This window comes from Nostoc sp. UIC 10630, assembly GCF_010747425.1.
In the GTDB taxonomy this organism is placed as follows: Bacteria; Cyanobacteriota; Cyanobacteriia; order Cyanobacteriales; family Nostocaceae; genus Nostoc.
Genome location: NZ_JAAGOG010000042.1, coordinates 29,336 through 46,926, shown reverse-complemented (window position 1 = coordinate 46,926; position 17,591 = coordinate 29,336). Strand labels below are relative to the sequence as shown.

General features: G+C 41.8%; 21 protein-coding genes and 1 pseudogene. 12 read left to right on the top strand and 10 right to left on the bottom strand.

The features are described from left to right. The 6 genes and pseudogenes from G1O98_RS38980 to G1O98_RS12995 all read right to left on the bottom strand — a co-directional run. A pseudogene (locus G1O98_RS38980) lies at positions 1-131 on the bottom strand (translation initiation factor IF-3); the annotation flags it as partial. 529 nt (positions 132-660) lie between these two features. Beyond that, positions 661-1,497, bottom strand: coding sequence for a protein-glutamate O-methyltransferase CheR (locus tag G1O98_RS13015; RefSeq protein WP_163929201.1), 837 nt, complete (start codon positions 1,495-1,497; stop codon positions 661-663). After that, positions 1,497-2,570, bottom strand: a complete 1,074-nt coding sequence (locus G1O98_RS13010; protein WP_163929200.1) for a chemotaxis response regulator protein-glutamate methylesterase — start codon at positions 2,568-2,570, stop codon at positions 1,497-1,499. Before G1O98_RS13010 ends, G1O98_RS13015 begins: the two co-directional genes overlap by 1 nt. Positions 2,571-2,825: 255 nt before the next feature. Further along, on the bottom strand, positions 2,826-4,127 hold the full coding sequence (locus G1O98_RS13005) for a methyl-accepting chemotaxis protein (protein WP_163929199.1): 1,302 nt from the start codon (positions 4,125-4,127) through the stop codon (positions 2,826-2,828). 17 nt (positions 4,128-4,144) lie between these two features. Continuing rightward, a complete protein-coding gene (locus G1O98_RS13000; protein ID WP_163929198.1) occupies positions 4,145-4,615 on the bottom strand; it encodes a chemotaxis protein CheW in 471 nt (156 codons plus the stop codon). Continuing rightward, complete coding sequence (locus tag G1O98_RS12995) at positions 4,608-6,782, bottom strand: chemotaxis protein CheW (RefSeq protein ID WP_163929197.1); 2,175 nt, start codon at positions 6,780-6,782, stop codon at positions 4,608-4,610. Before G1O98_RS12995 ends, G1O98_RS13000 begins: the two co-directional genes overlap by 8 nt. Before the next feature lie 153 nt (positions 6,783-6,935). On the opposite strand from G1O98_RS12995, the gene G1O98_RS12990 reads away from it, so the two are divergent. The 4 genes from G1O98_RS12990 to G1O98_RS12975 all read left to right on the top strand — a co-directional run bounded on the left by G1O98_RS12990 (position 6,936) and on the right by G1O98_RS12975 (position 10,065). Next, complete coding sequence (locus tag G1O98_RS12990) at positions 6,936-7,208, top strand: IS1 family transposase (protein WP_163929196.1); 273 nt, start codon at positions 6,936-6,938, stop codon at positions 7,206-7,208. Between the two features lie 192 nt (positions 7,209-7,400). Further along, on the top strand, positions 7,401-7,766 hold the full coding sequence (locus G1O98_RS12985; protein WP_163929195.1) for a response regulator: 366 nt from the start codon (positions 7,401-7,403) through the stop codon (positions 7,764-7,766). Between the two features lie 6 nt (positions 7,767-7,772). Continuing rightward, positions 7,773-8,378, top strand: coding sequence for a chemotaxis protein CheX (locus G1O98_RS12980; protein WP_163929194.1), 606 nt, complete (start codon positions 7,773-7,775; stop codon positions 8,376-8,378). 70 nt (positions 8,379-8,448) lie between these two features. Then, the gene (locus tag G1O98_RS12975; protein ID WP_163929193.1) at positions 8,449-10,065 is read left to right on the top strand and encodes an ATP-binding protein; all 1,617 of its coding nucleotides are present in this window, start codon (positions 8,449-8,451) and stop codon (positions 10,063-10,065) included. A gap of 784 nt (positions 10,066-10,849) precedes the next feature. On the opposite strand, the gene G1O98_RS12970 is transcribed toward G1O98_RS12975, so the two are convergent. The 4 genes from G1O98_RS12970 to G1O98_RS12955 all read right to left on the bottom strand — a co-directional run bounded on the left by G1O98_RS12970 (position 10,850) and on the right by G1O98_RS12955 (position 13,283). Further along, positions 10,850-11,404 carry a Uma2 family endonuclease gene (locus G1O98_RS12970; protein ID WP_163929192.1) on the bottom strand — a complete coding sequence of 185 codons (555 nt, stop codon included), beginning with the start codon at positions 11,402-11,404 and terminating at the stop codon, positions 10,850-10,852. Then, the gene (locus G1O98_RS12965; protein ID WP_243458428.1) at positions 11,385-11,549 is read right to left on the bottom strand and encodes a hypothetical protein; all 165 of its coding nucleotides are present in this window, start codon (positions 11,547-11,549) and stop codon (positions 11,385-11,387) included. Before G1O98_RS12965 ends, G1O98_RS12970 begins: the two co-directional genes overlap by 20 nt. 332 nt (positions 11,550-11,881) lie before the next feature. Next, positions 11,882-12,877, bottom strand: coding sequence for a hypothetical protein (locus tag G1O98_RS12960; protein WP_163929191.1), 996 nt, complete (start codon positions 12,875-12,877; stop codon positions 11,882-11,884). 151 nt (positions 12,878-13,028) lie between these two features. Further along, complete coding sequence (locus tag G1O98_RS12955; protein ID WP_225892776.1) at positions 13,029-13,283, bottom strand: helix-turn-helix transcriptional regulator; 255 nt, start codon at positions 13,281-13,283, stop codon at positions 13,029-13,031. 143 nt (positions 13,284-13,426) lie between these two features. Between G1O98_RS12955 and G1O98_RS12950 the strand changes: the two genes are divergently transcribed. From G1O98_RS12950 to G1O98_RS12915, 8 genes are all read left to right on the top strand, one after another. Beyond that, positions 13,427-14,317, top strand: coding sequence for a hypothetical protein (locus G1O98_RS12950; protein WP_163929190.1), 891 nt, complete (start codon positions 13,427-13,429; stop codon positions 14,315-14,317). A gap of 166 nt (positions 14,318-14,483) precedes the next feature. After that, complete coding sequence (locus G1O98_RS12945) at positions 14,484-14,810, top strand: hypothetical protein (protein WP_163929189.1); 327 nt, start codon at positions 14,484-14,486, stop codon at positions 14,808-14,810. Further along, positions 14,803-15,003, top strand: coding sequence for a hypothetical protein (locus G1O98_RS12940; RefSeq protein WP_163929188.1), 201 nt, complete (start codon positions 14,803-14,805; stop codon positions 15,001-15,003). Before G1O98_RS12945 ends, G1O98_RS12940 begins: the two co-directional genes overlap by 8 nt. A gap of 25 nt (positions 15,004-15,028) precedes the next feature. After that, complete coding sequence (locus G1O98_RS39965; protein WP_243458427.1) at positions 15,029-15,418, top strand: hypothetical protein; 390 nt, start codon at positions 15,029-15,031, stop codon at positions 15,416-15,418. A 119-nt stretch (positions 15,419-15,537) separates the two neighbouring features. After that, a complete protein-coding gene (locus G1O98_RS12930; RefSeq protein ID WP_345940549.1) occupies positions 15,538-16,395 on the top strand; it encodes a hypothetical protein in 858 nt (285 codons plus the stop codon). Between the two features lie 65 nt (positions 16,396-16,460). Continuing rightward, positions 16,461-16,670 (top strand): hypothetical protein, encoded by a 210-nt coding sequence (locus tag G1O98_RS12925; protein ID WP_163929187.1) that lies wholly within the window; start codon positions 16,461-16,463, stop codon positions 16,668-16,670. Between the two features lie 16 nt (positions 16,671-16,686). Next, positions 16,687-17,085 carry a hypothetical protein gene (locus G1O98_RS12920; RefSeq protein ID WP_163929186.1) on the top strand — a complete coding sequence of 133 codons (399 nt, stop codon included), beginning with the start codon at positions 16,687-16,689 and terminating at the stop codon, positions 17,083-17,085. Then, positions 17,082-17,540 (top strand): DUF1392 domain-containing protein, encoded by a 459-nt coding sequence (locus tag G1O98_RS12915; protein WP_163929185.1) that lies wholly within the window; start codon positions 17,082-17,084, stop codon positions 17,538-17,540. Before G1O98_RS12920 ends, G1O98_RS12915 begins: the two co-directional genes overlap by 4 nt. The last annotated feature ends 51 nt before the right edge of the window (positions 17,541-17,591 follow it).

Sequence of the window (17,591 nt, the reverse complement as noted above, 5' to 3'; positions counted from 1 at the left end):
GCCTCTTTTCCTTCAGACACTAATACTAGGTCTAACTCTAGGCTTTCGGCTAGCTGTAATGCTTCATTGGTATCGGTCAAACCACGATTATTATTCTCATGGTCAATCAAGAAAACTTGAGGTGACTTGATTTGCGAGTTTATTAGTTGTTTTGGAATTGCGATAACGTTTGACTCCCACGTATTACAAATCTATAGAGTGTTAGCCATGTCGACTATTAATATAACAGCCTTGTTGTATAAATTTATCGTAACCTAATCCTTTGCTTCTCTTTATTTACAAAACCTGCATGGCATGGAGCGCTTCTATCGAGAATCTCCTACATATTTTGGTTTTGACTGATTCTATAATCACCTTTTAACAGGAAATTGTGTGAAGCTGTAAGAGAATGAAGAATTAAACTTTCTTCTACTAATCAGTTTTAACTTACATAAAAGAATTGAATGCGTTAGCGTTCGCGCAGCGTTACGCAGGAAAGTTTAACGAAGTTATGGCTTCTAAAGTATAGCGAAAGTAGGGCGACAGAAAAATAAGCATTCCAGCTTTTTAGGGCGGCCACATTATCCTTTAATTCCGGCCATCTTTTCCTTTAAGTGACACTTTTGGTCACGCTATGGTTCACAGTTTGGTCATACAAGGGGTAAAATCACACCAAATGTGTTAAGCATTGTGCAATTGATAGCAAATACCCTTGTTAAATGAAACCTGCTTGAATGAGCCATCCAGGTTGATAGTTGTCTCAGCGCTACCGAGAAACAGGTAGCCATCTGTTCTTAATTGCTGTTTTATCTTTCTTAGCAAGGCTTTCTTGGTCGCTAGATCATAGTAGATTAAAACATTGCGTAAAAAGATCACGTCGATTTCGGGAAGGGATGACCAAGATTGCATCAAGTTGATCTGACGAAACTCTGCCATCTGGCGAATTTCGGACTTTATTTGCCAGTCACTATCTAGCCGATGAAAGTATTTGTCACGGAGATTTTCAGATAGTCCACGGTTAATTTCAAGTTGGTTATAATGCCCTTTTTGGGCGCGTGCTAATACCTTGGTGGAAAAATCGCTAGCAATTAGCCTTATAGACCAATTGGTAAGTAAGGGGAAATGTTCACGAATTAGCATAGCGATGCTGTAGGGTTCTTGTCCATTAGAGCAAGCAGCACACCAAATGTTTAGCGATCGCTCAATGGCTCGTTTTTTGATTAACTCTGGTAGTATGTATTGTCTCAGTGCTTCAAAAGGGTGATGATCTCGAAAGAATGAGGTTTCATTAGTGACTAACGCCTCAATTGTCTGGATGTGAAGATTGTTAAAGGGTTGAGTGCGTAGATATTTCACCAGTTCAGCAATGAAAGCGAATCCTGCTGATTCTGCAATTGGTTGTAAATGTAACTCCGCTAGATAGCTTTTCTCAGCAGACAACACAACTGCTGAATGATCGCGAACTAATTGACGAAGATACTCAAAATCATTGGTGCTTACACTCTTAGTCTGTTCCATTACAGACCTAAAATAGGAATTTGATTGTAACGAATTCGCCGCATAATTTCACTTGCCATCTGGTCAAGGGTGACAATTTGATCGGCAAGTCCAGCATTAACCACAAAACTAGGCATCCCCCACACTACGCTACTAGCTTTGTCTTGTGCTAGCACTTGTCCACCCGCCTCGCGGATGCACTTACAGCCATGTAACCCATCTTGCCCCATACCTGTAAGGATGACTGCAATCGCCCCAGCACCATAAACATCTGCTACCGAGCGAAACAGAACATCTACTGAAGGACGACAGGAATTTTCGCTCGGTGCTTGATGAGTAGCAAGTCGAACTACACCTTTGTCGCGTTGCACAACCAAATGAAAATCTCCCGGTGCAATCCAAGCTTGTCCAGGTTCTAATACCACTCCGGGAACCGCTTCGTTCACTGGGATTTGACATTTAGAAGATAATCGTTCAGCTAATAGTTTCGTAAACATGGGGGGCATGTGTTGCACAATCAAAATGGGAACTGATAAATCGGCTGGAAGCTCTCTAAGCAAGACAGTTAGGGCATTAGGCCCTCCAGTAGAAACCCCAATTGCTATAACCTCTACCCGCTTGGGATTGGTGTAAAGGGGAAGAAGAACTGGATGAGCAACCGTGCTTGGTGTTGTCAATGTAGTAGTTATTGCACCAAACACTTTAATTTTGGGAATCAAATCCGCTTGAATATATTGATTTATCGCCTCTACACTTCTTAAGTTACTAGGTTTTGTGGCATAATCTGAAGCCCCTAAAGAGAGAGCTTCGAGTGTTGCGATCGCTCCAGTCCGTGTAGAGGTGCTGAACATAATCACTGGTAGGTGGGGATAGATTTGTCGAATAGCGGAGAGAGTCTGTAAACCATCCATTTCTGGCATTTCAATATCCAGGATCACAATATCGGGATTGACCTGGGGAATTTTAGCAAGGGCGATGCGGCCGTTAGCAGCAACTCCTACCACTTCTAGTTCTGGATCGATGGACAAAATCTTACTAATTCGACTCCGAACTACTACCGCATCATCAACAACTAGTATTCGGATTTTGGGCATTGGGCATTGGGGATTGGGAACATTTCAATACTGCGTAGGTTTTGGAATTTCTTAGTTGAGGCAAGCAGGGGAAGCAGGGGGAGTAAAGAGAAAAATTAGTAATTTTTGCTACTGTAATATCCAGGAATACACTTGTTTATTTGTCTCCCCCTGCCTCCCCTGTCTCCCCTGCTCCTCCTACTCACAAAATCGCATTGCTCCCCTCCTCTGCTTATCCGAGCAGTATTGGGGAGGGAGAGGTTCATCGAACTCACGTTAATATATGAACTGGCTGACGACTTTCTGCAAATCTACTGCCATGCGCGATAATTCTGTGGCTGCCTGTAATGTATTACTCGTGCCAATCGTTGTACTTTGAGTATTCAATGCGACAACTGCGATATTTCTGGCAATATCAGATGTTCCTCTAGCTGCTTCAGCAATATTGCGGCTAATTTCATTTGTAGTTGCTGTTTGCTCTTCAATAGCACTAGCGATCGTGCTTTGAAAGTCGTTGATTTGATTGATAATATCAGTAATTTGAGTAATGGCTTGAACGGCAGCTTTTGTATCTGTCTGAATCGCTTCAATGCGCTGACTGATATCTTCAGTGGCATTTGCTGTTTGTTTGGCTAATTCTTTCACCTCGTTTGCGACTACAGCAAATCCTCTGCCGGCATCTCCGGCTCTTGCGGCCTCAATTGTCGCATTGAGCGCCAGTAAGTTTGTTTGCCCAGCGATCGCAGTAATAACTTTAATTACTTTGCCAATTTCAATGCTGCTTTGACCAAGCTTATTAATTGTTTCATTGGTGCGGTCAGCAGTTTTAACTGCTTGAGTCGTGACTTTTGCCCCTTCCATGACGGTCTTAGCAATTTCTTGAATGCTGGCATTCATCTGCTCTACCGCAGTCAAAATTGTACTGCTATTTTGGCTCACCTGTTCGGCGGAGCTAGATGCAGAGGTTGCCTGTTCAGCAGTTTGTTCAGCGTTTTGAGTCATTTCTGTGCTGACTGCGGTCAATTCTTCTGATGAAGACGCAACTGCTGTCGCCACCTCTGCCATCTGTCTGATTGAAGACCTCAAGCTGCTAATCATTTGATTGGCATTATCTGTGAGTTGCTTAAAATCTCCAGCATTGCTTTCCTCAATTTGTTTGGCTAAATTTCCTTGAGCAACGACAAGGGTTACTTCATTAATACTTTTGATCTGCTCTTTTAAATTTGTAGACATTTGGTTAAAGTTATCAAGCAATCCTTGCCAACTCCCGTTTGCTCCTTTGACAACGGCTTGAGATCCGAGCTTCCCTTCTGTACCAATTTCGGTTGTCAAGCGAGAAACTTCTTGGGCAAAGTTTTGGTTTAAACTTGCCAATTCATTAAAAACCAAGACAATTTCACCTAGTTCATTATTTTCAACAGCTAAACGGACACTAAAATCACCATTTTTTACAGATTTAAGTGCTAAAAGTAACACTTGCAGCTGCTCTTTTGTGGCACCATTATCAGCCGCAGAAGCTACACTATCCTCTGAGGAAGATTTAGAGTTGGCTGTTTTTGCAGCCCGATTCGTAGTCATTGCAAAGCGCTCCTCAATTACTCGGTAACGTGATTTATCAAATTAACATTTAGAATTTTTTCGGCATCTAAAACTAGTAGAAATCCATCTGGGAGAGGGTAAGCCCCTGCTAGCATCCAACGCATTTTACCTTTTAAGGTTGTAGGTGAGGGTTGAAACGTGTTTTGTGGAAACTCTAAGACATCACCAACATTATCCACGAGCAGACTGACTACTTCATCCTCAAAACTTACAATAATATTAAATCCCTGTGACTCATCTACAAGTTTTATATTTGATTGTGTCTGTTGTTCGCTCATCTCTAATCGGCGTTGCAAATCGATTACAGTAAGAATTTGTCCACGTAAATTAATTAAGCCACAGATATCTGGTGGAGCTAAAGGTATACGAGTTATTGCTTGTGGGCGAATCACTTCTTGAACGTGTAGCACGTTAATACCAAAATAAACTCCTTTGAGAAAAAATGTACAAATTTGTTGTTCAGCCATTAGTAATCAATTGCAGCAAATGAGGGTTAGCAATGCGAATTACAGCCTCAATGTCAAGGATTTCTGTAATTTGACCCTGAAATACAGCGCACAAAAGCACACCTGGTCTACTAGAGACACCTGTAATTATCAGTGGTTCTTCTACAATGTCAAAAATCCGCTCAACCACTAGCCCAACCTTGAGTTCTGAGGAGGGTGAGACAATCACTATCTGGAGAGTCTCTGCAACAGTTGCCTTAATCCGCTCGCGGAGGTTATTTTCATAACTATGGGAAAATACTTTGTTCAGGTCAATTAACGGCAAAATTTTCCCGTAGGATTGCACGACATCCTGATTTCCCACTTTCTCTACCGCAGAGCAAAGAATCTCTTCAAGCCGAAAGGCAATAGTCAATGGAATGCCCATACGAGCGCCTTCAGGCCCCTCAAACAATAATATTGTTTGGCGATCACTAACTTGGTCTTGGTCTTTTATGGCGTTTTCAATCAATAACTGCTGCTTTTGTTTTGCGGTTACACCAGAACGGTTTGCCAGACCAACAACATCAATAATTAATGTAACTGTGCCATCCCCCAGAATAGTTGCTCCGGCAAATAAAGATTGCGCCTTTAACTGTTTCCCTAAAGGTTTAACCATAATGTCTTGGATGTCTTCAATTGTGTCCACAACTAATCCAAATTGATAGTTATCAACTTGCACAATTACTAGACTGAACATTTCCAAGTTGGAAACACTATTGGGTATTTGTAATACTTGATTTAAATAAACTAATGGTACAAGAATGTCCCGCAAGCGATACACAGGTACATCGTAAAACATCTCAATCTGATTAACTGCCTGTGCTTCTAGGCGTACTAGCTCTTGGATACTTGCTTGGGGAATAGCATAGCGATCGCTGCCACTGGTGACAATTAATGCGGGAATAATCGCCAAGGTCAGGGGAATCTTAATTTTGAATGTCGTTCCTTGTCCTTTCTGGCTATGAATTTCAATCGTGCCATTAATTTTATCAATATTACTCTTGACAATATCCATCCCAACTCCACGCCCAGAAAGGTTTGTCACCTGTTCTGAAGAAGAGAAGCCGGGTAAGAAAATTAAGTTTATCGCTTCCGACTCACTCATAGATGCGGCTTCTACGGCACTCACTAAACCAAGTTGCTGCCCTCGCCTTTTGAGTTTTTCTAAATCCAGACCACGACCATCATCGCCAATTTCAATATTGACTTTGCCACTTTCATGAAAAGCTCTTAAAAATAGCCGCCCGACAGATGACTTTCCACAAGCAGTCCGCTCTGCTGGTAACTCAATGCCATGATCTATACAGTTGCGTACTAAGTGAGTCAAGGGGTCTTTAATCGCTTCAATAATGCTTTTATCCAGCTCAGTATCTATTCCCTCCATGTCAACCTTAACTTGTTTACCGGAAGCGATCGCCAAATCGCGCGTTACGCGAGGAAACTTGTGCCAAATGGTACTAATTGATTGCAGCCGAGTTTTCACGATCTCTTCCTGCAACTGGGATGTTAGAAGACTAAGGTGTTGGCAAGTAGCAGTAAAGCTACTATCCTTAAACTTGTTACTAAATCCAATCACCTGATTACGGGTTAAAACGAGTTCACCCACTAGGTTCATTACCTGATCTAGCAGGTTAACATTAACTCGGATCTGAGAAGATTCTGATGCTCTCAAGGTTAAGATTTCAGGGAATTCGTGAGGGAAATACGTAGTACCAATATTGGTCTGCGACCCTTGCAGATTAACAGCAGATGCGATGGTCGGCTGCAATTGAGTTAAAGTCGTAATCAGTGGTGAATAATCGCGATCGCCCTCATATCTGGTTGCTTCAATTTGGGACAGAATCTGCCGAATGCCGTCAAGTATTTGCAGTAAAGTATTGATGACCGTGGGGGTAATTGCTAGCTGGCGATCGCGTAAAGACGAGAGCAAATTTTCTCCAGCATGAGCAAGTGATTCCAATTTGGGAAACGGCAAAAAGCCGCAGTTTCCTTTAATTGTGTGGAGTGATCGATAAATGCGAACTACAGCTTCTCCTTGTTCTGATACTTTATCGAGACAAATAATATCTTGTTCAATTTGATTCAGATTTTCATAGCTCTCAATTAGGAATGCTTCTATATCATCGTTAATTTCAGTTAGCTCCATTGCCTTTTCTGTGAAAAATTAGACCCTTTGTGTTCATGGTAATTTAATGGTAATTTAATTTAATTGAAAATTTCAGCAATATACGGCTTTCAAATAATGTTTAGATGTTTCATGCTGAAAAGATAATGTTATTTTAATGGTAAAGTAATAAATATGCAATGTCCTTGTTGCTATTCAACTCAAACTTTCAAGAATGGTTTTCGCAAAGGCAGACAATGTTACAAATGTAAACAATGTGGTCGTCAGTTCCTCGAATCTTACCAAGCTTGGTGCTACTCAAACGATGTCAAGCAATTGTGTCTCAAGATGCATCTTAAAGGCATGAGTCTGCGAGAAATCGAGCGGGCGACAGATATTCACCACACGACAATTTTGCATTGGCTTCGTAAAGCCAAGCTTGACTTAGATGGAATTGCAAATACTTAACTAAAGTTTAGTTACACCTTATACCATTAACCTTTCAGCAGATGAATTTTAAATGTTTTTAACTTAAGCAACTAAATTTAAATATTTTTTTATGGTATAAAGATTATTTGATTAATATTTATTTAACTGATATCAAGGATATCAAGATATCAATCAACAATTCTTGAGCTAAAACACAAAAGGGCAGAGATAATGACATTGGTTTTAATTATTGATGATGCAGCCTTTTCTCGCAGAATGATCCGAAAGTATTTGCAAGTTGATGGTTACGAAATTATAGAAGCAACTAATGGGCGTGAAGGATTAGAATTAGTTCACCAGCGCAAACCAAATTGTGTATTAGCGGATCTACTCATGCCAGACATGAATGGGTTTGAATTTCTGCAAGCTTTACAAGATGAAGAATTAAAAGTTCCCACAATTATCATCTCAGCCGATATCCAAGAAGGGGCACGCAATCAAAGTTATAGCCTTGGGGCTATTAATTTTATTAATAAACCACCAAAAGAAAATGAATTGCGAAAGGCAGTCCAGCAAGTTCTTAATACTAAGGAATAAGTTTTGATGAATATAACAGCAGAACAACTGGATGCACTTCAAGAGTTGATTAATATTGGAATTGGTCGAGCCGCAAGTCTACTGAATGAGATGGTAGACTCTCACATTGGTCTCAAAATTCCATTTGTGAAAGTATTAACTGCTGCTGAAGCCTATCAGGAATTAGCAACACGATTCCATGATGACAACTTGGCATCTGTAAGACTAGGCTTTACAGGTTCTTTTTCTGGTGCTGCTGGCTTGATTTTTCCTACTGACAGTGCATCATCACTAGTTGCAGTGCTTACAGGTGAAGAGCCAGGTTCTGCTGATCTAGATGCGGTGAAAATTGGCACTCTGAGCGAAATTGGTAACATTGTCATCAATGGGGTGATGGGTTCGCTTAGTAATGTGCTAAAGCAGCATGTGAACTATACATTACCTGTTTACTTAGAAGATACAATTGAAAACTTATTATTATCTACTTATGAAAGCGATTCCAAAATCTTGCTAGCACAAGCTAGATTCATAATTGAACAGCTAGAAATTATTGGAGATATTATTTTAATCTTTCACGTAGGTACATTTGATGCGCTTATCAATGCAATTAATGATGAAATTGCAATCATGTAATCTAGAAAACTTCCTAACCTAGATAGATAAAACTATTTAAATCTTCTGCTCAAATCCTGATGATGAAATAATGAATATCATAGAAAAAGCTCATGAACAATTTAGCCTTTTAGATAAAATTCCTTTAGGAGCTTTCGTTCTACAGTCAGATTACATTGTTTTATTCTGGAACTGCTGCTTGGAGGAATGGACAAAAATTTCCCGAAGTAAAATTTTAGGAAATTCAATTCTTGAATATTTTCCTCATTTAAATCAGTCTCGTTATAGTAGTCGCTTAGAGCAAATTTTTCAAGGCGGCCCTCCTGCAATCTTTTCTTCTCAATTGCATAAATATGTTATTCCTATACCGCTATCTCAAAATAAATATCGTATTCAGCAGACAACTGTAACTGCTGTGCCTGCAATGGACAGAAATAGATTTTATGCCCTTTTCTCAATTGAGGATTTCACAGATTTAACTTTTCGAGTTCAGGAATATAAAAACTTACGAGATCAAGCACTAGCAGTAGCGGAAGAACGCCAGAAAGCCCAAGAAGCTGCTGAAGTAGCAAACCGCATCAAAGATGAATTTTTGGCAATTGTTTCTCATGAACTTCGTTCCCCTCTTAATCCCATTTTGGGTTGGGCAAAGCTACTGAAAAACCGCTCATTAAACGAAGCTACTACTGTGCGTGCCCTTGAGACAATCGAACGCAATGCTGTACTCCAGGCTCAGTTGATTGAAGACCTGTTGGATATCTCCCGCATTCTTCGAGGCAAGCTAGCACTTAATTTAGAAACTGTTGATCTTGCTTTTATTATTGAAGCTGCCTTAGAGACAGTGCATTTGGCAGCAGAAGCAAAGTCTATTCAAATTAATCTTGATCTAGATATAAAAATTGGACAAGTTAAAGGTGATGGTAGTCGTCTTCAACAAGTTGTTTGGAATTTACTCTCTAACGCCATTAAATTCACACCAGCCGGTGGAAAAGTCGAAGTCTACTTAGAACAGATTGATTCTCAGATACAACTCAGAATCATTGATACGGGTAAAGGTATTAATCCTGATTTTCTGCCACACGTATTCGAGTATTTCCGTCAGGCAGATAGTAGTACAAGCCGAAGTTATGGCGGATTAGGACTTGGTTTGGCGATTGTGCGCCAACTTGTCGAGTTGCATGGTGGTAGCGTTTGGGCACAAAGCCCTGGTGAGGAACAAGGCGCGACATTTACAGTTTGCCTACCAATGGTTCAACAGAGTCTAGAATTCAAAATTGAAGATCAGAATATCTCTGACGATTCCTATCCATTCTGTATGCTCCATGCTCCACTAGAAGGGGTACGCTTGTTAATTGTGGATGATGATGCTGATACCCGTGAGTTTCTTGCCTTCCTATTGGAAGAAAACGGAGCAATCGTGATGAGCGCAGCATCCGCCAACGAAGCACTCGCTCTAATTGCACAGTCAAAACCAGACCTACTGTTGAGCGATTTGGGTATGCCAGAAGTTGATGGCTACGCTTTAATCAAAAAATTACGAGCAATGCCTGCTAATCAAGGTGGACAGATTCCCGCTATCGCTCTAACTGCTTACGCCGCAGAAACTACACAAAAACAGGTTTTAACCGCTGGATTTCAACTTCATATCACTAAACCAGCCGACCCCTCAAAATTAGTAACTGCAATTGCAGCACTTGTTGAGGACTAACTGCTTAATCAAAAGATTTTCTGGATATATTGTTAAGATACGTAAACAGCTAGTGATCCTTACAGCAGCAAGCGATGCCTTCTCCACGAGACGCTACGCGAACGGCGGCAAGCTACGCAACGTGGGTAAGTTATCCAAGTTTAAGGGAAAAGTTGGCTGGGAGTAGTATTTATATGGACTTGCGTCTATGTTCTTCTCCCATTTTTGTTACTATGTCCATTTTCTTTCTCCAAAAAAAGTGATCGCCTGATTAATGCCTTAACGAAGTTTTAGGTATTTCAGCTTACAACTTGTCCAACTTCTCCTGACAAAAGCTGTCCAAAATCTTCTTCAAGTCACAAATTGCCAAAATTGTTTAGCGGATTCTCTCGTCGCCGTGTTCTGATTCTAAGACCCTCAACAATTTCTCTTCCAACGCCGTCAAATAAGCCCGATTCAGCTTTCCCAACGACTCCAAAAACCTCTGCACCGACTCCTCCAGCCCACTCGAATACACCCGACCGATGCGATCACCTACGGTGGGCGGTTACGCCATCGCAAATCACCTGCATCTGCTCACACTCGGCAGGCAGGTAATCGCAAGACTTCAGGTGTTGTAACCCAACAGCGTACTCTCCATCCCACATTTTCACGTTGCAACTAAAGTCATTCACTGCGCTGACAATCGCCCAGCACCCGCCCTCTCAGTCCTCAGTTACTGGGTTGTCAAGAGCAAGAATTTGGCAGACTTCCCCGATTTGATAGGTGCTTGGTACTACTTTCGTCCTTTCAATTATGCGCTGCACTACATCTTACTTATGAGACGGTGAACTTGGACAGATACATCAGGAAAGCAAAGGGGTGAAATAGTACCTGTAGTTAATGTCAGTTCGGTTTTGTATTCCCCATTTTTTAGGTCACGAAATACTTTTAACTGCGGAGTCTTCAGGTTGACAACCCAGTATTCAACAATACCAGCCTCAGCATAAATGTCTTTTTTCTCACCTAAATCTTTGCTCAGGGTGGCTTTGGAAAATTCAATAACCCAAAAGATATCTTCTGGGTAAGGATGGTGTTCTAAGTAAACCTCACCTAAAGGTTTGACAATGGCAACATCGGGAGCAGGTTCGGAATCGTTGGGTAAGGTAATCGGTTTGGCATCGCGGATTTTTACCCGTTCACCGAGCAGTGTGCGAAGATAATCAGCTGCTTCTGTGTTGTAGTAGGCGTGAGGTTCTCGTTCTGGGGGCATAACAATCAGGTCGCCGCGCAATAGTTCAATGGACTGGTCGTCAAAGATACCTGCCTCTATTGCTTGGTGATAACGTTTAATTGTCCATTTATAGGTAGTTACGGTCATAACCATTATTTAGCTCAAAGCCAAATCTATCATCAATTCCATATTCGTTCTCAATCAAACCTAACATCTTCTCTTCTACCTCCGTCAAATACGGTTGTTTAAACTGCTCCAAGTACTTCAACACAGGACTTGGGGCATTTTCCAAATTTTCGCAGTTCTGCAATCTACTGATACGTAAGCGTAGCCCACCGCAGGCATCGCTCTTAGAAAAATGCCAGTTATCTACATCTTCTGAAATCCTATTTGGTTTTGTTCATTTCTAGCCAGTTGTAGAGTGGGAACTGAACTCTGTTGAGCGCTGTATGAATCATGTAGAGGGGTTCTACAGCACTCAACTAAACAACTGGCTCCGGCTGGATGTCAAGAAGCGGGAAGTTTTATCTTTTCCCTCGTATAACTTCTTTACTGCCCCGTTGCGTTGCTAACTCCATTGAAACTGGAACCCAAAGACATTGGATGCCAAATTGCCAAAATTGTTTAGGGTGTTATCTCTGCCCCGTATTCAGACTCTAGTACATTCAACAACTTCTCTTCCACAGCCGTTAGATAAGGCCGATTCAACTTACCCAACGACTGCAACAGACTTTTGACTGTCTCCTCCAGCCCACCCGAATACACTCGACTCAGGCGATCGCAAATCACCCGCATGTGCTCACACTCGGCAGGCAAGTAGTTGTACGACTTCAGGTACTGCAACCCAACGGTATACTCGCCATCCCAGGTTCTGACAGTGCAGCTGAATTCGCCCACATGATTAACGATACCCCAACAGCCACCCTTACCCCTAAGTTCGGGATTGTCCTTAGCAAGAATTTGGCAGACTTCGCCAATTTGGTATGTGTTTGGTACTTTCGTCCTTTCCATGATGCGCTGCACCACATCTTTGACAATTCTGGCTGGCGGCACTTTTCCCCCCGCCTGCTCCACCGCTTGCCGCCATACTTCCTGCTGTTGCGATGGTTCTAGCTTAGTCAGTGGTCGAACTTGGCGTTCGGTTGTAGGCAAAATTTGGGAACCATTGGTTCCCATTTCATCCGATATCTCGTTTTGGGAACCATTGGTTCCCATTTCATCCGGTATCTCATTTTGGGAACCATTGGTTCCCATTATTATGTTGTCAACTACATTTGAAGCAGCTATTAAATAATTTACATGGCGGTGAGTATACGCAAACCGAGAACGGCAATATTCCTCAAACGTTTTGTGGGTCGAGCGGTACAATCTGCGATCGCGCAATTCTGCCAGTGCCTTTCCCGCCTCAAAAAACGCTCTTTCCACACGGCGCTCTAGGTGAAGGCGATCGCGCTGTTCTTCCTCTGTCAACTCTGGAACTTCGACAGCAGTAACTGTAATTGTTGCTGAACCTGGGTCTACTTGCTGGGAGATATCCTCGTTTGCAGAGTTACCTGCTGAAGTTGAATCAGTAGATGCGGCAGAGGTGGCTTTGTTGCGTCTAGAAGGTGGTTTAGGCATGATTCCACCTTTCTAGTTCAATGAGATTTTCTGAAAGTCAATTGCAACGTAAATTTTGGATGTGACAGATAAGTGCGTAGACGTAGCCCAACCTAGACATTGCTCCATAAAGGAGACTAGAGGTAGAAATAAAAGATTGATACTAAGGGAATCAATCATCAAAACGCACCCCTAAATCTAATCCTAAAGCTTGTTCAATCCCGCGCAGAGTTTCTTCAGAAATCCACTGTCTTTTTTCTTGTTCTATTTGATACCAATAAGCAGTAGAAATTCCTGCTGAGGTGGCTAAAACCTGCACTGATCTTCCATCTTTTTCCCTTGCCTCTTTAATTTTTTGAGATAAATCTGGGATTGTAACTTTTATCTGTCTAACAACATCCATCAACATTGGTGTACACGCCTCCATAATTCTAAACTTGTTTTGTATTCTAAAAGTATACACCAGTTGACAACTGCTGTATACAACAGTAGTATAAAAGATATAAATAGAGAAAGCGCCCCCGACTCGCAATCTGAAGCGCTTTCCGTCCCGTTAGGAACTGATTTATTATGACTTACAACATCTACAGCCAACAACAGCTGCAACTGAAATCTATTGCCCGTCTGAAGCAAATCTACAGTGAAATCGCCTGCACAGTTGAGGTCAGTGACAAACGCTGTAAGGATGCCTGGATTTCCGCCATTGTTAATTATCAGGCAAGCAAGGTTCAGAAACTCACCCTCGCTGCCCCCGACAACCAAGCCCTCGCCCAAGCCGAACTCGACAACTACATCGCTGACCAAGCCCAAGCTGTTGCTCCCGAATCCCTCACAATAGTCGAAATCTCGTTTGACCATCACGAATATTACGCTGGTAATCAACTGGTAGCCAGCATTAGCCATGACGACACCCACTTAACGCAACGCTGGGTAGTGATGGTAAACGATAAAGAAGTATTTCGTGCGAATACCCCAATGCGTTGCGATCGCTTCATCTGCACTCACTATAAAGACGGTTCATTACCTGTGCAGGAAGAAGCAGAGGTGCAGGGGAGCAGGGGTGCAGAGGGGAAAAACCTACAACAACTTTCTCCTCTGCCCCTCTGCACCTCTGCCCCCATGCCTTCCTCTTCTACTGAAAACCAAATCATGGCGCATATCTTCAACGAGTGCGAGAAGTACGGGTTTGAAATTCTCGATGATGGCATTTACAACAACAACGGCGTGAAACTGGGGCAAGTCGGATGCACTGACAGGAACTGGTGGGTGAAGAGGCGTTATTCAACCCAGCAGCAGTATTCTAACTCGGTGCTTGATGCTGTGCGCTCATTGTCGATGGTGGATGTGTCTACTGATGGTAAATCCATTTTTGATGAATATTTTTTAGATCAACCGTTAGAACAGCTAACTGGCGATAAATTGCAACGGCTGCTGGAGAGAACGGAGTTAGTCACAGCGTAATTCAGAATCCAGGAGTCAGGAGTCAGGATTCAGTAAAGAAACAAAGAGCAGGGTAGAGAAGTTAATAAAATCTGCCTTCTTTCCTCCTTTTCTTCCCAAAATTCTGACTTCTGAATTCTGACTCCTGAATTCTTCTCTCATTTTCCCTTCATTCACCTATTCATATATGAAACCGACAATCTCAATCCCCCAACACTGGGGCTACCCACGCTTTGCTTTGGATCAGCGTACACAACAGGGCATCATCCTGGGACTTTATTACTATCCTTTGGGTACAGAGTTGGCTGAACAATTTGATGATGGTTGGCGCTATGTACTGATGCCTAACAAGAATTCTGACGAGATATCGTACTTGAAAGAGGATCAAATCCAACCGCTCACACCAGAAGAATTATTTCAGCAAATTACCGCAGAGATTGACTTTTATCAACAACAGATAAGCATTCTCAACCGACAGTTAACCGTATTAACTAAGGGTGCAAACAATGCCTAACTCTACAGAAAACTTTGACCGTAGAGCCAATCATTTGCTGCGTTCGATTCAGCTTTGTGGCGGTTGTGTTCCATTGCATCGGCTTCAGTTCCAATTCTCTGATTCAGTAATTCAAACTCTGCTGGATAGAGAACTGGTGCAAGTACAGAACACGGGACGCGGCTTTTTGTTGGAGATTGCTGAGGATTTTTAGGTTATTAATCCCAGGGGATACAATTATGAAACTTTACGCAAAGACCATTGCACAGACTTTACCCGATTGGGCAACCACCGTTACAAAGAGTGCAGATTTATTTGAGATTGAAATTAACGATAAACACCCCAACTTTCAATCTCTGCTTGAAGAGTTGGAAACGGAGATTGGGCCAGGAATCATGGGAGTGAAAGCAGAAGATTTATGCTCACGGCTGGGCTTTGATTTGTCTAACCCCAATCTCTACCAATTACTTGAACAAGCTCAAACTCTAATATCTGAAATTGCTACGCACCCAGACTACAGACAACTCTTGTCAGCAGGGTATCAGCCAGATTTAAACATTGCCGATGCTAGCACTGCACTCACCTATCTGCAATGGGAGTTAGACCGGAATCAAGAACCTTCTACCTAATACAAAAGCGTTCATCTAAAGGAATGCTATTACTTTAGATGAACGCACGGAAGTTTTTCTCCCGCTACAGAATTCCCATTATTGCACACAGAATACCAATCAATAAAACTTTAACTGAGGTGAACATAGTTACTGAAATAAAATTAGGGCTTTGCAACCCTCCTGAACCCATCTATTTATATGTCAAAAATGCCGAGTTAGGTGGAGAATCTTACCTGTGGTATAACTACGATATTGACAGGGAGAAAACCATCCCTGTTTCCCAAAAAGCATTAACTGGTTATCTGTCTGAACTGCGATTTACAACTAAAGAGTTCAAAGGAAAGGATAATCTCAAGCTAGACATTGTAGTGAGTGCTGATGAAGTTTATGTCATCAGAAGTGGTATTGAAACAAACTTTACCAAAAGCTTTCTCTTAGCTGCATCAGGTGTACAGGATTTTTCTAAGCCACTGATTATTGCTGCTAATGCTGGTGAACAAAATACGGTTTTCTGCAATCTTTACGATGCTGCAACTAAAAGCAGAATTGAAAGAGAATGGGATAAAAATGCTGATTGGGGAACTCTCATTAATGACATTCAATCTCGCTTAGGTGGCACATCATTAACTATTCCATCTATAGCAGAAACCCAAGTAGCTCCACCAAAACTTAGCGTAGTTCCTCAACCAGTACATCCTCAAGACCTACGAATCAAAAATATTCGTACTTTGCTTGATTATCCACTTGATTTAGTCAGAGAGTGGTTGCAATTTCAGGATGTTGACCGTCCAAGTCTACTTCATATTACCAAGATTAATGAACTGGTAAAAACAATGTGTTTGGCTTGGGCAGCAAATAAGTGTGACCATCCCAATCATGCTGAGTCTTCTTATCAAAACCAAGTTATTGATGCTGTTGCTAGTGGTGCTGATGAGTTAACAGCAATCAGTGCATGGATGCAACAGTTGCAAACTGTAAAAGCTGGAGCAGTGTAAATCAGAAGCCAGGATTCAGAATATTTTTACTTCTGAATCCTCAATTAATCAAATAGGAATCAACCATGAGAGTCATCGTTACAGTAGTTGAAAAAATCACCAGCGAAGCGCACATCGATATCCCTGATGGGCTGAACCAATCCGCAATTAAACAGCACATCGTAGACCGCTATAACACTGGGGAAATGTCCACAGATATGAACATTTTTCAAGTTGACTTTGAATCTATCAGCGCTCGGATTGTTCAAGAAAATTCTTCTCCTAAATCTGCATAAACATTGGAGGTAATAAATGAATCCTAAATGGACTGACGAAGAAGTAGCGATCATTGAAGAAATGGCTTGCCTTTACACTGTTAAACAAATAGCGTATCGGCTAAAGAGAAGAGGATACACACGCTCAACATCAGCTATTCAAAACAAACTGCGCTTTTTAGGATACTCCGCACGTCCAATTCTTGATAACTACAACTGCTGCGAAATCGCCAGGGTTTTACAACTCAATTCGGCTACTGTTTGGACTTGGGTTAAAAAGGGCTGGATACGTACAACCAGACGTTCTGGCAGATATCACCAAATCAGAAGCAAAGATTTAAAACGATTTCTTCAAAACCCACCGGAACGTATTAAGAACCGAATTGCTGCCATTGATAAAGACGCTATCGAGTATTTAGTGGGGAAACTTGCATGATTGACCACATTAACGCACTCAAAACAAGCTGGTATCTCTCGCCTCCTTGGGGACAAACAATTCCACCTGTTGCAGTTAATTTGCTGGAGAGAGTATACCTCAGAACCACGAGGACATTCGGTTATTGCTGTGGAATGCAATGGAAACACGAATGTTGGATTTATTCAATTGATTGCGGAAAAGAAATACTTCACGCCACACAAAACCAAATCATCGCCACTGGAGAATTAGAAGCTATCAAGGTACAAAAACCTGTTTTCGTTCTGGGTGAAAGAGTGATCCTCTGCTCTCATGATAAGGGAACAAAACAACGGCTGATTTTGGGGATCGCGCTGGTGCATAAATCTTGGTTTTACCTTGTTGAATTGATGTCGCCAACATTAATTAAGACCCCGACTATATCTAATCGCTTCTCATTAGTTGGTGAGAAAAGTTTGGTGCGGGTAAATGCTTGAGTTTCTTAGATTGCAGTTCCTCTTTCTTCATTGTTTGAACAATAACCAAGG

What these genes read in the sequence shown, in the direction of transcription:
- G1O98_RS12920 (WP_163929186.1), top strand. Translation starts at nt 16,687, where the DNA reads ATGAATCCTAAATGGACTGACGAAGAAGTAGCGATCATTGAAGAAATG.
- G1O98_RS12955 (WP_225892776.1), bottom strand. Translation starts at nt 13,283, where the DNA reads ATGGAGGCGTGTACACCAATGTTGATGGATGTTGTTAGACAGATAAAA.
- G1O98_RS39965 (WP_243458427.1), top strand. Translation starts at nt 15,029, where the DNA reads ATGAAACTTTACGCAAAGACCATTGCACAGACTTTACCCGATTGGGCA.
- G1O98_RS13005 (WP_163929199.1), bottom strand. Translation starts at nt 4,127, where the DNA reads ATGACTACGAATCGGGCTGCAAAAACAGCCAACTCTAAATCTTCCTCA.
- G1O98_RS12970 (WP_163929192.1), bottom strand. Translation starts at nt 11,404, where the DNA reads ATGACCGTAACTACCTATAAATGGACAATTAAACGTTATCACCAAGCA.
- G1O98_RS12950 (WP_163929190.1), top strand. Translation starts at nt 13,427, where the DNA reads ATGACTTACAACATCTACAGCCAACAACAGCTGCAACTGAAATCTATT.
- G1O98_RS12990 (WP_163929196.1), top strand. Translation starts at nt 6,936, where the DNA reads ATGCAATGTCCTTGTTGCTATTCAACTCAAACTTTCAAGAATGGTTTT.
- G1O98_RS12985 (WP_163929195.1), top strand. Translation starts at nt 7,401, where the DNA reads ATGACATTGGTTTTAATTATTGATGATGCAGCCTTTTCTCGCAGAATG.
- G1O98_RS13000 (WP_163929198.1), bottom strand. Translation starts at nt 4,615, where the DNA reads ATGGCTGAACAACAAATTTGTACATTTTTTCTCAAAGGAGTTTATTTT.
- G1O98_RS12995 (WP_163929197.1), bottom strand. Translation starts at nt 6,782, where the DNA reads ATGGAGCTAACTGAAATTAACGATGATATAGAAGCATTCCTAATTGAG.
- G1O98_RS13015 (WP_163929201.1), bottom strand. Translation starts at nt 1,497, where the DNA reads ATGGAACAGACTAAGAGTGTAAGCACCAATGATTTTGAGTATCTTCGT.
- G1O98_RS12975 (WP_163929193.1), top strand. Translation starts at nt 8,449, where the DNA reads ATGAATATCATAGAAAAAGCTCATGAACAATTTAGCCTTTTAGATAAA.
- G1O98_RS12915 (WP_163929185.1), top strand. Translation starts at nt 17,082, where the DNA reads ATGATTGACCACATTAACGCACTCAAAACAAGCTGGTATCTCTCGCCT.
- G1O98_RS12945 (WP_163929189.1), top strand. Translation starts at nt 14,484, where the DNA reads ATGAAACCGACAATCTCAATCCCCCAACACTGGGGCTACCCACGCTTT.
- G1O98_RS12940 (WP_163929188.1), top strand. Translation starts at nt 14,803, where the DNA reads ATGCCTAACTCTACAGAAAACTTTGACCGTAGAGCCAATCATTTGCTG.
- G1O98_RS12980 (WP_163929194.1), top strand. Translation starts at nt 7,773, where the DNA reads ATGAATATAACAGCAGAACAACTGGATGCACTTCAAGAGTTGATTAAT.
- G1O98_RS13010 (WP_163929200.1), bottom strand. Translation starts at nt 2,570, where the DNA reads ATGCCCAAAATCCGAATACTAGTTGTTGATGATGCGGTAGTAGTTCGG.
- G1O98_RS12960 (WP_163929191.1), bottom strand. Translation starts at nt 12,877, where the DNA reads ATGCCTAAACCACCTTCTAGACGCAACAAAGCCACCTCTGCCGCATCT.
- G1O98_RS12925 (WP_163929187.1), top strand. Translation starts at nt 16,461, where the DNA reads ATGAGAGTCATCGTTACAGTAGTTGAAAAAATCACCAGCGAAGCGCAC.